Origin of the sequence: Streptomyces sp. NPDC001663 (genome assembly GCF_042893105.1) — a bacterium.
In the GTDB taxonomy this organism is placed as follows: domain Bacteria; phylum Actinomycetota; class Actinomycetes; order Streptomycetales; family Streptomycetaceae; genus Streptomyces.
In genome coordinates this window covers 26,910-39,482 of sequence record NZ_JBIAUR010000020.1, presented here as the reverse complement: position 1 = coordinate 39,482, position 12,573 = coordinate 26,910, and the positions used below count along the sequence as shown (strand labels likewise).

The following is a 12,573-nucleotide window of genomic DNA, read 5'->3' as shown; positions in this document are numbered from 1 at the left end:
TGGAGGCATGACTCGTACTCCTCTCCGCGTGGGCCTCGTCGGCTACGGCCTCGCGGGCTCCGTCTTCCACGCCCCGCTGATCGCCGCCACCGAGGGCCTCGTCCTCGACACCGTGGTCACCTCGAACCCGGAGCGGCAGGAGCAGGCCCGCGCCGGGTTCCCGGACGTACGCGTCGCGGCGACCGCCGACGAGCTGTTCGACCGCGCCGCCGAGCTGGACCTGGTCGTCGTGGCGTCGCCGAACAAGACGCACGTGCCGCTCGCGACCACCGCCCTGAAGGCCGGCCTCCCCGTGGTCGTCGACAAGCCGATCGCGGGTACCGCCGCCGAGGCCCGCGAGCTCGCCGCCCTCGCCGAGGAGCACGGCCTGCTGCTCTCCGTCTTCCAGAACCGCCGCTGGGACAACGACTTCCTGACCCTGCGACAGCTGCTGGCCGAGGGCGAGTTGGGCGACGTATGGCGCTTCGAGTCCCGGTTCGAGCGGTGGCGTCCGCAGCCGAAGGGCGGCTGGCGCGAGTCCGGCGACCCGGCAGAGATCGGAGGTCTGCTGTACGACCTCGGCAGCCACCTGGTCGACCAGGCCCTGGTCCTCTTCGGCCCGGTCACCACCGTCTACGCCGAGTCGGACATCCGCCGCCCGGGCGCGGAGGCGGACGACGACACCTTCATTGCGCTGACGCACGCGAGCGGTGTCCGCTCCCACCTCTACGCCACCGCGACGACGGCCCAACTCGGCCCGCGCTTCCGGGTGCTGGGCTCGCAGGCCGGTTACGTCAAGTACGGCCTCGACCCCCAGGAGGCGGCCCTGCGCGAGGGCGACCGCCCCGGGCCGGAGTGGGGCAGGGAGCCCGAGTCCCTGTACGGCCGCCTCGGCGCCGGCGAGTCGCCGCTGACCGGCGGCGGCACTCCCGTACCCACCCTCCCCGGCGACTACCCGTCGTACTATGCGGCCGTGACCAGGGCCCTCAACGACGACGGTCCCAACCCGGTGACCGCTCTGGAGGCGGCCGCCGCACTCGACGTGCTCGAGGCGGCCCGCCGTTCGGCCCGCGACGGAGTGGCGGTGACGCTGTGACACACAACACCGGGATCACGCCGAAATTCCACCCGGAGATCACTCCGCCCGTGGAGGAACTGGAGGCCCAGGAACGCCGCCTGGTCTTCAGCCAGTTCACCTACGAGGACGCGTGGGCGCTGGGCTCGCTGCTGGTGGAGCTGGCGCGGGAGCGCCAGGCGCCGGTCGCGATCGACATCCACCGCGGAGGCCAGCAGCTCTTCCACGCCGCGCTTCCCGGCTCCACGCCGGACAACGACGCCTGGATCGCCCGCAAGCGCCGGGTGGTGGAGCGCTACGGCTCGGCCTCCTACCTGGTCGGCGCCCGGTTCCGCGCCAAGGGCTCGACCTTCGAGGACTCCTCCCGCCTGGACCCCGACGAGTACGCGGCCCACGGCGGCTCCTTCCCGATCAACGTCCTGGGCGTGGGCGTGATCGGCGCGGTGACGGTGAGCGGGCTGCCGCAGCTGCAGGACCACCGGTTCGTGGTGGAGGCGCTGGAGGAGTTCCTCAAGCGCTGACGGATCGCCGAACGGGGATTATCGCGAGGCACCCTCCGGTTGGCACCGCTGTAGAGCACACCGACCGGAGGGACCGCACCCGTGAGTGACGCCTTGAAGCAATCCGTCGGCCGCTACGGCATCTGGAGCGTGGGTCTGCGCTCGGAGGACCCGTCCCTCCGCAGCGAACTGGCCGACTCGGCTGCCGAGTTGGAGGAGCTGGGCTTCGGGGCGGTCTGGCTGGGCGGTAGCAGCGCCGCCCGCCATGCCGTGCCCCTCGTCGAGGCGACCTCGAAGCTCACCGTCGGCACGAGCATCCAGTCGATCTGGCAGTACGAGGCCGCCGAGAGCGCGGCGGGCTTCGCGGACCTGGAGGCGTCCCACCCCGGCCGCTTCGTCCTCGGCCTCGGCGTCAGCCACGCCAAGATCGCGGACCAGTACCGCCGCCCGTACTCGGCCCTGGTCGCCTACCTCGACGCCCTCGACACGGCGGGCGTCCCCGCCGACCGCCGCGTCCTGGCCGCGCTCGGCCCCAGGAGCCTGGAGCTGGCCCGCGACCGCTCGGCCGGCTCGGTCCCGTATCTGGTCACCGCCGACCAGACGGCCAGCGCCCGCGAGATCCTCGGCGAATCCCCGCTCCTGGCACCGGAGTTGAAGGTGGTCCTGGAAACGGACCCGACCCGGGCCCGCGCCGTGGCCCGCGGCACCCTGGCCATGTACCTCGCCCTCCCGAACTACACCAACAACTTCCTCCGCAACGGCTTCACCGAGGAGGACCTGAAGGACGGCGGCAGCGACCGCCTGGTGGACGCGGTCTTCGCATGGGGCGACGACTCCACGATCCGCTCCCGCATCGACGAGTTCCTCACCGCGGGCGCAGACCACGTCGCCCTGCAGCTGCTGGACGACGGCAGCCGCGACGCCCTCCCGAGGGAGGCGTGGCGCAGGCTGGCCGCTCTGCTGGCGTGAGCCTTTTGCTTTTGGGGGCGCGGGGAACTGCGCGATCAGCCACGGACGGCCCGCAGCCGACAAACGACCGCAGTTCCCCGGCTCTCCCCAGCGGAGCGCTTACGCGTCCTTCAACTCCTGCCGCTGCCGACCGAGCCCAGAGATCTCCAGCTCCACAACATCCCCGGCCCGAAGAAACGGCTTCGGCTCAGGCTGCCCGAGAGCAACCCCCGCCGGCGTACCGGTGTTGATGACATCACCCGGGTAGAGCGTCATGAACTGACTGACGTACCGCACGACTTCACCCACCGGAAAGATCTGCTCGGCCGTCGTCCCGTCCTGCTTCAGCTCCCCGTTGACCCAGAGCTTCAGCGACAGGTCCTGCGGATCGGCGACCTCGTCGGCCGTCACCAGCCACGGCCCCAGCGGATTGAACGTCTCGCAGTTCTTCCCCTTGTCCCAGGTCCCGCCCCGCTCGATCTGGAACTCCCGCTCGGACACGTCGTGCGCCACCGCATACCCCGCGACATGCCCGAGCGCGGCCTGAGCCGACTCCACATACCGAGCCGTACGCCCGATGACGACCGCCAGCTCGACCTCCCAGTCGGTCTTCACCGAGCCCCGAGGCACGAGCACGGTGTCGTTCGGCCCGACGACCGTGTCCGCGGCCTTGAAGAAGATGACCGGCTCGGCAGGCGGCTCGGCCCCCGTCTCGCGTGCGTGGTCGTGGTAGTTCAGCCCGATGCACACGATCTTGCCGATCCGCGCGAGGGGCGGCCCGACCCGCAGTCCGGCGGCGTCCAGCGCGGGCAGCTCACCGGCGTCCGCGGCGGCCCGGACCCGGCCGAGCGCGGCGTCGTCGGCGAGCAGCGCCCCGTCGATGTCCGGGACGACACCGGAGAGGTCCCGCAGCACCCCTTCGGCGTCGAGCAGCGCAGGCGTCTCCGCTCCCGCCGTACCGACTCGCAGCAGCTTCATGATCACAGTCTCCCTCGATCGCGGGTGCCCGCCGACGGGTGCAGCCATCGGAGGACTGGTCGATCCTCCAAGCTGGGCGTCCAGTCCGCAATACCCGGTTCACGGACTGGACCGTAACCACGGATCCCGGAGCCTCAGGAATCAGGAATAGAGCACCGCTCGCTCCACAGCACTCCACGTCGTACTGGTCACCACATACAGCGCGGCGGCCAGCGGCACCACCGCCACGGTGAAGAGCGTGAAGAAGGACATGAACGGCATCACCTTGCTCACCGCACCGAGCCCCGGAACCGACTCGCCCTCCGGCACCGGTACGGGGTTGCCCGCCGCCATCATCCGCTTCGTACGCCGGTAGTTGAAGGCGGCGACCACCGCGACCACGACGAACAGCCCGAGGTACACGAGCCCCGCACCCCCGAAGATCCCGCCGTCGGTGAGCGCGTCCGTCCACCGCCCGCCCAGCGGCGCGGCGAACAGCTGATGGGCGAGCAGGCCGTTGCTCTCGCCGCCGATGGTCGAGTTCGAGAACAGGTGGTACAGCAGGAAGAACGCCGGCAGCTGCAGCAGCCCGGGCAGGCACCCGGAGACCGGCGACACCTTCTCCTCGGCGTGCAGCTCCAGCACGGCCTGCTGGAGTTTCTTGGGGTCGTCCTTGTGCCGGGCGCGCAGCTCGGTGATCTTCGGCTGCAGCGCGGTGCGTGCCTTCTGGCCACGCGCGGCGGCCCGGGACAGGGGATGCACGAGCAGTCGTACGAGAGCGGTGAACAGGACGATCGCGGCCGCCGCGGCGGTGGCGCCGAACAGCGGCTGGACGAGATGGGCGAGTTGCTCGACGAGATCGGCGAACACCGAGAAAACGGACATGGGTGAGCCCTCCGAGGGTCATGCCGGAATGTGGTCGTGACGGCATGACGACCCACGCGAGGGCGGTCGGTGGTGCGTGCCCTACGCGACGGTCGCCGGAAGGGCGGAACCGGGCGCTCGGGGCCGGGTGCGCCCCTTGGCGTCGGGGTCGCGTTGCGGCAGGAAGGCTGTACGGCGGGCGCGGTCGCGGATCGCCGTACGCACCCGCGTCGGCGGCACCGCGGGCGCGCAGCGCGCGGCGACCAGGGCGCAGGCGGCGAGCGCGGACCCGGCCGCGGCGGTCGCGGCGAGCGCGACGGTGGCGGTGAGGGTGCCGGTGTCGAGCAGGGCGACCTGGACGAGCAGGAGGAGGAGTACGACGGCGGGGCGCGTGGTCGCCCGGTCACGGATCATGTCCTGCGCCCCCCTCTCGTACGTACGCCGACCGCTGTGTTCGTTATACCTGACCGGCCTCGGCCGGCAGCACGACGGGCTCCAGCAACCGCTTCGGCTTCAGCAGCGCCCGGCTGACCGGATCCGCCGGGTCGGGACTCAGCCCGGGCCCCGGCTCCATGAGAACGTCCTCGACCGGTACGACGGTTCCGCAGGCGGCGCATTCGCCGTACGACCCGAGTTCGGTGCCGCAGTCGGCGTGCCGGAAGTAGCGCAGCTGGGTCTCGTCGAAGTGCTCGCGGCCCCACCGGCCCAGCGAGCGCAGGGTGGGCCACAGCGCGATGCCGCGCTCGGTGATGACGTACTCGTCGCGCGGCGGCGACTCCTGGTAGCGCCGCTTCTCGAGGATCCCCTCCCCGGTGAGCAACTGGAGGCGGGCGGCGAGGACCGCACGCGGGATGCCGAGGTGGACGAGGAAGTCGTTGTACCGCCGGACGCCGTAGAGCGCGTCGCGCACGACGAGCAGCGTCCACCGCTCGCCGATGATCTCCAGCGCGCGGGCGATGGAGCACTCCTGTGTCGCGTAGTCCTTGCCCAGTGCCATGCCGTCCACTGTAACCATTTTTCGCGGAGTTGGTTCAATGAACGAACCTACGGTGTTACGGTTCAGGGCATGACTAGGTTCAATGAGCGAACTCTCTCCGAGGTCGACGCACCGAGCACGCCGCGTACAAAGACACCACCCCTCGCGGAGGCACCTCCGCATCCCCGTGCCACCCTCGCCCTGACCAGCGCGGCGACGGCCGTGACGCTGATGACGTACACCGCCCCGGTGGTCACGCTCCGGGACACGGCGGCCGCTCTCCACACTTCGCTCTCGGCACAGGCCTGGCTCATCAACGGCACCCCGCTGGGCCTCGCCGCCCTGCTCCTGGTCGCCGGCAGCCTGGCCGACGACTACGGCCGCCGCCGCATCTTCCTGGCGGGCACGCTGACCTTGGGCATCACGACAGCCATCGGCGCCCTGGCCTCCTCCACCCTGCAGTTCACGCTGGCCCGTATCGCGCAGGGCGCGGCGAGCGCGGCGATCCTGGCGAGCAGCCTGGGCCTGCTGGTCCACGCCTTCCCGACCCCACGCGGCCGACTGCACGCGACGGGCGTGTGGGGAGCCTTCGTGAGCGGCGGCATCGCGGTCGGCCCGCTGCTCGCGGGTGCGATGCCCGACTGGCGGGCGGCATACGGCGTCCTGGGCGCGGCCGCGCTGGTCGTGGCGGCCCTGGGGACGCGTACGTTGACGGAGTCCCGCTCACCGAGGGGCGGCCGCCCCGACATCCTGGGCGCGCTGACCTTCGGCCTGGCCCTGGTGTCCCTGGTCGCCGCACTCACCCTCGGCCGGGACGGCTGGCTGCGCGCGGAGGTGGGCGGGCTGTTCCTGGCGGCCGCGGTCCTGGTGGCCGTGTTCGCACTGCTGGAACACCGGACCACGACCCCCATGATCGACCTGAGCCTGCTGCGCCGCCCGGGCTTCCTGGCGTCGTCCGCGGGCGGCCTGTTCACGGGCCTCGCGGTGATCGGCCTCTTCAGCTTCCTGCCGGTGCTGTTCCAGCAGGTGCTCGGCCTGTCCCCCATGGACACGGCGTGGCTGTTCCTGCTCTGGTCGGGCCTGTCCTTCGCGGTCGCCCTGCAGGCCAAGCGCCTGGCGGGCCGCGTCCCGCCCCGCCACCAACTGGCCGTCGGCTTCACCCTCCACGCGGCCGGCGTCCTGACGATGCTCGGCGCGATCGACTCCGGCTCCTGGCACCGCCTCCTCCCCGGCCTGATCCTGGGCGGCATCGGCAGCGGCCTCCTGAACGCCGCCCTCCCCCTCCTCTCGGTCGAATCGGTCCCGGCAGCCCGAGCGGCCATGGGCTCCGGCGCCCAACAGACCTTCCGCTACATCGGCTCCTGTGCCGGAGTCGCCCTGACGATCGCGATCGTGACGTCGTCGAGCGGCGGCCTGGGCCACGGCGCGAACATCGCGCTGCTGGTGTCGGCGGGGCTGGCGCTGCTGGCGGCGGTGGCCGTGCTGGTACTGCGCGAGCGGGGCTGAGCGCGAAGCCCACCCAAGTCACCCTGAGAACTCTCAGGTTCCCGTCCCACGGCCTGCGTTCCACGATGTGGTGGAGCCGGCCGGCCCGGCACCTTTCGACGGCCTTCGAAGTGTTTGCGGCTGCCTCTGGGCCGCACCTACGTTGAGGCGCCGGGGAATCGACAACGGGGGGACACCATGAAGAGTCACGTCCGCCAGGCGGGACCGATGCGCCGTCGCGCCGCCGCGATGGCAGGCGCACTGGCACTGGCCGCAGTCGCGGTGGGCGCATCCGCCTCGCCGGCATCGGCCGCGGGCTGGGCCTGCGACCACGACGGGCACACGGTGTGGTGTGCGTCGGTGACCGGTATCTCGGCCGGGTCCTACCTGGCCTCCCACAACGGGCCGTCCTACTCCTCGGGCACGACCGGGCACCGCTACTACAACGGCAACACCATGATGCTGGCCTGCTGGACCACGGGCGACGGCGACGCGGACGGCCACGGCGACCACTACTGGTTCGCCCTCGACTTCGACAGCGACGGCGGCTACATCAACGACTGGTACGTGACGACCGGATCGCCGTCCCAATGGCAGCCGCACGTACCGCACTGCCGGTGAGCCCAGCGCGGCAAACACACGCCCCCCACCTACGCTCCCGTCTGGAGATCACCATGCGTCGCGCCTTCATCGCGCTACTGGCCTGCCTGGGGCTGGCCGTGCCCGCGGTTGTCACGGCATCCACGACCGCGTCTGCCTCACCGGCCCCGTCGGTGCAGACCGCCTCCTGCAACGCAGGTCATGTCTGCATCTACAAGGGCGACATCTGGGACGACAGCCCCAATCACGCAAAGGTGTACGACTTCTACTACTACGGCACGTACAACGTGCACAATCTCGTCGGCGACTACACCGTGCTGAATTGCCAGACAGGCGGCGCAGGCGTCAAGGGATTCACGGGATACAACGGCACAGGAAGCGTGACGTGGGATCTCCCCGCAAACAACTGTGCAGGCGGCCTTTGGACGGACCTCACACCGACGTACTCCGTGAGGCTGTACGCCTGACCTCGCTCTTGCCTGAGGGTCCGTCGGCATGCCGACGGGCCCTTTCTGCACGCGAGTTGGGGCCCTGAGGCCTCAGAAGCTGTCCGAGGCAAGATAGGCACGCGACTTCGCCAGGCGAACCGCGGAAGCCCGGAAGCTGATTCCGGAAGTCCCGGACCCGAGGGACACGTCGAAGAGCTGGGCGCCTCGGACGGCCACCTCGATCTGCCCGGCCTCCGCATACCCCCAGCCGGTGACCCGAAGGCCCTCCAGCCCGGTGAAGACGAGATGGAACTCGAAGGCGTTCAACTCCTTCTCCACCCATTCCGGAAGCGGATCCGCGGGGAATTCACGCGTCTCGAACCCCAGGGTCGCAGAGTTGCCGCGCTCGTCGAAATGCACGTAGAAGAGACGACACGCGGCCGAAGTCAGAAGCCGCTGCCAGTCAGCGCCCATAGAACTTGTACTCCTCCGTTCCAGGAAGGCACTTGTACAGTCGCGCATCCAACTTGCCGACGTAGCAGTGAGGACCGCTGTCCGCGCCGTCCGGCCGCATCTTGAACGCACTCACATGGCCGAGGGTCGCGAGCTCATGACACTCGAACTCCAACGCCACCCCACTCCCCCCGACGGCGACACGCATACGCCTCTCGTCGCCATACGGTTCCATCCTCACGTCACCCGTCGTCGGCGGGACCCAGCGGGTGAGGGAAATCCTCGTCACGTCCAGAAACGCAAGCTGACACTGAACCGCGTCCGCACCGGCCTCGAGCCATTCCCGGGGCGCAGAACTCGGAAAGGACGGCAAGTCGACGCGAAGCGTGACCGTGGGACCGCTGGGGTTCAGGTTGATGGACCTGATGCCGACGCCGCTCAGGTCGGGAATGCTGCCGTAGAGCGACTGAAGCACCTCCGGATTCACCAGACGGTTCTCAACGCTCATGGTGGTGCTCCTGTTGCTAGTGCCGAGGCCGCATCGACACCAGCTTCCCCCACACCACCAGCCGATACCTCGACGTGTACTCCGGAGTGCAGGTCGTCAGCGTGATGTAGTACCCCGGCTCGGAGTACCCGTAGCGGGGCTTGACGATCGAGCGTGGGATCGGGCGTACGACACCCGAGTCGCGAGCCGAGGTCTGCGGGAGCGTCTTGTCGACGGCGTATGTGTAGGTCGCGGTCTTCGTCTCGACCTCCACGAGGTCCTTCGCCCGCAGCCGGTTGATGTACCGGAAGGGCTCGCCGTGTGTGTTCCGGTGGCCCGCGAGGGCGAAGTTTCCTGCCTGGCCCGGCTGTTGGGTGCCGCGGTAGTGGCCGACGTACCCCATGTTGAGGACGTTCTGTTTGCTGACGCCCTCGGCGACCGGGACGCGGAGGCCCAGCCGGGGGATGGTGAGGATGGCGTAGGCCTGGGACCAGGAGGGGCGGGACTGCCCGGCGGTGGTGGTCTGTTGGCGGTTGCGGGTGCTGGTGCCGGTGCGTGGCTGGGGCGTCGCGGCGGGGACGGACGTATCGGAGTCGTCGCCGCCTTTGTCGGTGGCCCCGTCACCCCACTCCCGCTCCAGCGCCTCCACCTTGCGCTCGGCCCCGCGCCTGGCCTCCCGGTTGGTCCACCACAGCTGGTGGACGACGAGCAGCAGGAGCACGAGCCCCGCGGTGACGAGGACTTCGCCCCCGGTCCACAGCGCGCGCCGCCGCCGTGCCGACCGTCGCCGGCTGCTGTGCTGCACGACCGGAACGCGCATCCGTACGCCTCCTTCACCGGGCCGCCCGCACGATAAGGGCCGGACGTCGAAGTCACCAGACCTGCACTCCTCCGGCCGTGGGACAGCCGTACGACAGGGGTCGTTCGGGACTTCGTACATAGGTTTTAGAAAGGGCTGGCACAACCCTCGACAACCCCACCCGCCACACCCGATGCTTCCCTCCAGTGACCTGACGGGCCAGGTCACCCATCGAAGGCGGAGAAGCCATGATCCGACGCAGAACCCTGCTGACCGCAGCCGGCGGCACCCTCCTCGGCAGCGCTCTCGCGACCGGCACCGCACGCGCGGATGCCACGATCGCCGTCAACCCCGGTACTTCGTACGGCACTTGGGAGGGCTGGGGCACCTCCCTGGCCTGGTGGGCCAATGTCTTCGGCGCCCGGGACGACTTCGCCGACATCTTCTTCACCACCAAGTCGACGACGTACAACGGCACTTCGCTCCCCGGCCTCGGCCTGAACATCGCCCGCTACAACCTGGGCGCGTGCAGCTCCAACACGGTGAACGGCGAGAGCATGGTCGCCTCCGCCAACATCCCCGCCTTCAAGCAGATCGAGGGCTACTGGCAGGACTGGAACAACGAGGACCCGACCTCCTCGGCCTGGAAGTGGACGGCGGACGCCACCCAGCGCGCGATGCTGGTGAAGGCGACCGCACGCGGCGCCACGACCGAGCTGTTCGCCAACTCCCCCATGTGGTGGATGTGTCTGAACCACAACCCCTCCGGCGCCTCCGGCGGCGGCAACAACCTCCAGTCCTGGAACTACCGCCAGCACGCCTCCCACCTCGCGGCGGTCGCGCTGTACGCCAAGAACAACTGGGGCGTGAACTTCGCGACGGTCGAGGCCTTCAACGAGCCGAGCTCCAGCTGGTGGACGGCGACCGGCACGCAGGAGGGCTGCCACATGGACTCGACGGTCCAGTCGGCCGTACTGCCGTATGTGCGAAGCGAGTTGGACAAGCGCGGCCTGACGAGCACGAAGATCTCCGCGTCCGACGAGACGAGCTACGACCTCGCGCGCACCACCTGGAACTCCTTCAGCTCCACGACGAAGGGGTACGTGAACCGGGTCAACGTCCACGGCTACCAGGGCTCCGGCGGCCGCCGCGACCTGCTCTACACGGACGTCGTGACCACGGCGGGCAAGGCCCTGTGGAACTCGGAGACCGGCGACAACGACGGCACCGGCTACACCCTCGCCTTCAACCTCCTCTACGACTTCCGCTGGCTGCACCCGACCGCCTGGGTCTACTGGCAGGTCATGGACCCGTCCACGAACTGGGCGATGATCGCGTACGACGCGAGCACGCTGCAGGCGGGCGCGGTGCAGACGAAGTACTACACGATGGCGCAGTTCAGCCGGCACATCCGCCCGGGCATGAAGATCCTCGACACGGGCGTGAGCAACGCGGTGGCGGCCTACGACTCGAGCGCGAAGCGCCTGGTGATCGTGGCGCTCAACACGTCGTCGTCCTCCCAGACCTTCACCTTCAACCTCTCCAACTTCACGACCGTGACGGGCGGTTCGGGCGGCCTGGTCCCGCGCTGGAACACGGTGACGACGGGCGGCGACCTCTACAAGTCGTACTCGGACACGTACTTGAGCGGGAAGAGCGTGGCGGTGTCGCTCGCGGGGAAGGCGGTGCAGACCTTGCAGATCGACGGGGTGACGATCTGACCTCGGAGCGATCCGACATCGAAGCGGAGGGGCGAGCTGTGACCGCCCCGTCCGCCACGCCGTCCGGGCGGATGCCGGCCGGGCTGGTCGCGCTGGCGCTCGGCGGTTTCGGGATCGGTCTGACCGAGTTCGTGATCGCCGGGCTCCTGCCGCAGGTGGGCCGGAGCCTCGCGGTGTCCGAGGCCGCGGCGGGCTGGCTGATCTCCGGATACGCCCTGACCGTCGCGGTCGGCGCGATCGCGGTGACCGCCGCGACGGCCGGACTGCCCCGCAAGCCCGTCCTCACGGGCCTGGTGGTGCTGTTCGTCCTCGGCAACCTCGTCTCCGCCCTCGCGCCGAACTACCCGGTGATGATGCTGGGCCGCGTCGTCGCCGCCCTGTGCCACGGCTCGTTCTTCGGCATCGGCTCCCTCGTCGCCCGCCGTATGGTCGCGCCGGAGCGGGCGTCGAGGGCGGTGGCGGTGATGTTCGCGGGCCTGACGGTCGCGAACGTGCTCGGAGTCCCCTTCGGCGCCCTGGTCGGCGAACGCTGGGGCTGGCGGGCCACGTTCTGGGCGATCACCGGGATCGGCGTGGTCGCGGTGCTGGCCATCGCGGTGCTGGTACCGGAGTGGGCGGGAAAACCCGAGGCGGAGACCGGCACGGCAGGCGCACTGTCCGGCCAGATCCGGGCCATGCGTTCCCGCCAGGTCTGGCTGACCCTCGGCGCGACCGCGCTCAGCTACGGCGGCATGTTCGGCGCGTTCAGCTACCTCGCCTACACGTTCACCGAGGTCACGGGCTTCTCCGACACGGACGTCGCCTGGCTCCTGGTGGTGTACGGCAGCGGTCTCGTGGCCGGCAACCTGGTCGGCGGCCGGGCCGCGGACCGCAATCGCGACCGCGCCCTGATCGCATCCCTGACCGCGTTGACCGCGACACTGGCCACGTTCGGCCTGCTGGCAGGCAGCCCCGCCGCCTCGGTGATCCTGACCTTCCTCCTGGGCCTGTTCGGCTTCGCCCCCGTCCCCGGCCTGATCACCCGTGTCACGGACGCCGCCCACGGACTACCACTGGCCGCCAGCGCGAACGTATCGGCGTCGAATGTCGGCAACGCGCTGGGCGCCTGGCTGGGCGGCCTGGCCATCAGCGCGGGCCTCGGCTACACGGCGCCGCTGTACGTCGGCGCGGCGATCGTCCTGGCAGGCCTGGTGACGATGCTGTTCGCGGCGTACGGGACGGCAGGGCAGGAAAGGCAATGATGGTCCGCCTCCCGATCCCGCCCTTTGACCAGCACATACCTCTTCTTCGTCAGAGATGGG

Annotated in this window: 15 protein-coding genes; 8 read left to right on the top strand and 7 right to left on the bottom strand. The window is 70.0% G+C overall.

Translation table 11 applies throughout. The features are described from left to right. The first annotated feature begins 7 nt into the window (after window positions 1-7). The 3 genes from ACFY1L_RS45450 to ACFY1L_RS45440 all read left to right on the top strand — a co-directional run bounded on the left by ACFY1L_RS45450 (window position 8) and on the right by ACFY1L_RS45440 (window position 2,523). Complete coding sequence (locus tag ACFY1L_RS45450; RefSeq protein ID WP_388839197.1) at window positions 8-1,075, top strand: Gfo/Idh/MocA family oxidoreductase; 1,068 nt, start codon at window positions 8-10, stop codon at window positions 1,073-1,075. Then, window positions 1,072-1,575 (top strand): heme-degrading domain-containing protein, encoded by a 504-nt coding sequence (locus ACFY1L_RS45445; RefSeq protein WP_388839194.1) that lies wholly within the window; start codon window positions 1,072-1,074, stop codon window positions 1,573-1,575. The genes ACFY1L_RS45450 and ACFY1L_RS45445 overlap by 4 nt, the downstream gene beginning before the upstream one ends. Window positions 1,576-1,656: 81 nt before the next feature. Further along, window positions 1,657-2,523, top strand: a complete 867-nt coding sequence (locus ACFY1L_RS45440; protein WP_388839191.1) for an LLM class F420-dependent oxidoreductase — start codon at window positions 1,657-1,659, stop codon at window positions 2,521-2,523. A gap of 99 nt (window positions 2,524-2,622) precedes the next feature. Here ACFY1L_RS45440 and ACFY1L_RS45435 read toward each other — a convergent pair whose 3' ends face one another. The 4 genes from ACFY1L_RS45435 to ACFY1L_RS45420 form a co-directional block, all read right to left on the bottom strand. After that, complete coding sequence (locus ACFY1L_RS45435) at window positions 2,623-3,480, bottom strand: fumarylacetoacetate hydrolase family protein (RefSeq protein ID WP_388839188.1); 858 nt, start codon at window positions 3,478-3,480, stop codon at window positions 2,623-2,625. 141 nt (window positions 3,481-3,621) lie between these two features. Beyond that, a complete protein-coding gene (locus ACFY1L_RS45430) occupies window positions 3,622-4,344 on the bottom strand; it encodes a YidC/Oxa1 family membrane protein insertase (protein WP_388839185.1) in 723 nt (240 codons plus the stop codon). Between the two features lie 81 nt (window positions 4,345-4,425). Next, on the bottom strand, window positions 4,426-4,737 hold the full coding sequence (locus tag ACFY1L_RS45425; RefSeq protein ID WP_388839182.1) for a DUF6412 domain-containing protein: 312 nt from the start codon (window positions 4,735-4,737) through the stop codon (window positions 4,426-4,428). A gap of 43 nt (window positions 4,738-4,780) precedes the next feature. Beyond that, window positions 4,781-5,320 (bottom strand): winged helix-turn-helix transcriptional regulator, encoded by a 540-nt coding sequence (locus tag ACFY1L_RS45420; RefSeq protein ID WP_388839179.1) that lies wholly within the window; start codon window positions 5,318-5,320, stop codon window positions 4,781-4,783. A gap of 69 nt (window positions 5,321-5,389) precedes the next feature. Between ACFY1L_RS45420 and ACFY1L_RS45415 the strand changes: the two genes are divergently transcribed. The 3 genes from ACFY1L_RS45415 (at window position 5,390) to ACFY1L_RS45405 (ending at window position 7,851) form a co-directional block, all read left to right on the top strand. Beyond that, on the top strand, window positions 5,390-6,805 hold the full coding sequence (locus ACFY1L_RS45415) for an MFS transporter (protein ID WP_388839177.1): 1,416 nt from the start codon (window positions 5,390-5,392) through the stop codon (window positions 6,803-6,805). A gap of 177 nt (window positions 6,806-6,982) precedes the next feature. Beyond that, window positions 6,983-7,405: a hypothetical protein gene (locus ACFY1L_RS45410; RefSeq protein ID WP_388839174.1), complete on the top strand. Its 423-nt coding sequence runs from the start codon at window positions 6,983-6,985 to the stop codon at window positions 7,403-7,405. Between the two features lie 53 nt (window positions 7,406-7,458). Next, window positions 7,459-7,851 carry a hypothetical protein gene (locus ACFY1L_RS45405; protein ID WP_388839171.1) on the top strand — a complete coding sequence of 131 codons (393 nt, stop codon included), beginning with the start codon at window positions 7,459-7,461 and terminating at the stop codon, window positions 7,849-7,851. A 72-nt stretch (window positions 7,852-7,923) separates the two neighbouring features. On the opposite strand, the gene ACFY1L_RS45400 is transcribed toward ACFY1L_RS45405, so the two are convergent. Genes ACFY1L_RS45400 through ACFY1L_RS45390 form a run of 3 tightly spaced genes read right to left on the bottom strand, consistent with a single transcriptional unit; the run spans window position 7,924 to window position 9,572 of the window. Next, a complete protein-coding gene (locus tag ACFY1L_RS45400) occupies window positions 7,924-8,286 on the bottom strand; it encodes an Imm50 family immunity protein (protein ID WP_388839168.1) in 363 nt (120 codons plus the stop codon). Further along, window positions 8,276-8,773 carry an Imm50 family immunity protein gene (locus tag ACFY1L_RS45395; protein ID WP_388839165.1) on the bottom strand — a complete coding sequence of 166 codons (498 nt, stop codon included), beginning with the start codon at window positions 8,771-8,773 and terminating at the stop codon, window positions 8,276-8,278. Before ACFY1L_RS45395 ends, ACFY1L_RS45400 begins: the two co-directional genes overlap by 11 nt. Window positions 8,774-8,789: 16 nt before the next feature. Further along, window positions 8,790-9,572: a class E sortase gene (locus ACFY1L_RS45390; RefSeq protein ID WP_388839162.1), complete on the bottom strand. Its 783-nt coding sequence runs from the start codon at window positions 9,570-9,572 to the stop codon at window positions 8,790-8,792. Between the two features lie 227 nt (window positions 9,573-9,799). On the opposite strand from ACFY1L_RS45390, the gene ACFY1L_RS45385 reads away from it, so the two are divergent. After that, window positions 9,800-11,272 (top strand): beta-1,6-galactanase, encoded by a 1,473-nt coding sequence (locus ACFY1L_RS45385; RefSeq protein WP_388839159.1) that lies wholly within the window; start codon window positions 9,800-9,802, stop codon window positions 11,270-11,272. Between the two features lie 71 nt (window positions 11,273-11,343). Then, window positions 11,344-12,513 carry an MFS transporter gene (locus ACFY1L_RS45380; RefSeq protein ID WP_388839568.1) on the top strand — a complete coding sequence of 390 codons (1,170 nt, stop codon included), beginning with the start codon at window positions 11,344-11,346 and terminating at the stop codon, window positions 12,511-12,513. The last annotated feature ends 60 nt before the right edge of the window (window positions 12,514-12,573 follow it).

Excerpts from the sequence above, each read along its gene's own strand:
- ACFY1L_RS45450 (WP_388839197.1), top strand. The coding sequence starts at position 8 with ATGACTCGTACTCCTCTCCGCGTGGGCCTCGTCGGCTACGGCCTCGCG.
- ACFY1L_RS45435 (WP_388839188.1), bottom strand. The coding sequence starts at position 3,480 with ATGAAGCTGCTGCGAGTCGGTACGGCGGGAGCGGAGACGCCTGCGCTG.
- ACFY1L_RS45430 (WP_388839185.1), bottom strand. The coding sequence starts at position 4,344 with ATGTCCGTTTTCTCGGTGTTCGCCGATCTCGTCGAGCAACTCGCCCAT.
- ACFY1L_RS45425 (WP_388839182.1), bottom strand. The coding sequence starts at position 4,737 with ATGATCCGTGACCGGGCGACCACGCGCCCCGCCGTCGTACTCCTCCTC.
- ACFY1L_RS45420 (WP_388839179.1), bottom strand. The coding sequence starts at position 5,320 with ATGGCACTGGGCAAGGACTACGCGACACAGGAGTGCTCCATCGCCCGC.
- ACFY1L_RS45415 (WP_388839177.1), top strand. The coding sequence starts at position 5,390 with ATGACTAGGTTCAATGAGCGAACTCTCTCCGAGGTCGACGCACCGAGC.
- ACFY1L_RS45410 (WP_388839174.1), top strand. The coding sequence starts at position 6,983 with ATGAAGAGTCACGTCCGCCAGGCGGGACCGATGCGCCGTCGCGCCGCC.
- ACFY1L_RS45405 (WP_388839171.1), top strand. The coding sequence starts at position 7,459 with ATGCGTCGCGCCTTCATCGCGCTACTGGCCTGCCTGGGGCTGGCCGTG.
- ACFY1L_RS45400 (WP_388839168.1), bottom strand. The coding sequence starts at position 8,286 with ATGGGCGCTGACTGGCAGCGGCTTCTGACTTCGGCCGCGTGTCGTCTC.
- ACFY1L_RS45395 (WP_388839165.1), bottom strand. The coding sequence starts at position 8,773 with ATGAGCGTTGAGAACCGTCTGGTGAATCCGGAGGTGCTTCAGTCGCTC.
- ACFY1L_RS45390 (WP_388839162.1), bottom strand. The coding sequence starts at position 9,572 with ATGCGCGTTCCGGTCGTGCAGCACAGCAGCCGGCGACGGTCGGCACGG.
- ACFY1L_RS45385 (WP_388839159.1), top strand. The coding sequence starts at position 9,800 with ATGATCCGACGCAGAACCCTGCTGACCGCAGCCGGCGGCACCCTCCTC.
- ACFY1L_RS45380 (WP_388839568.1), top strand. The coding sequence starts at position 11,344 with ATGCCGGCCGGGCTGGTCGCGCTGGCGCTCGGCGGTTTCGGGATCGGT.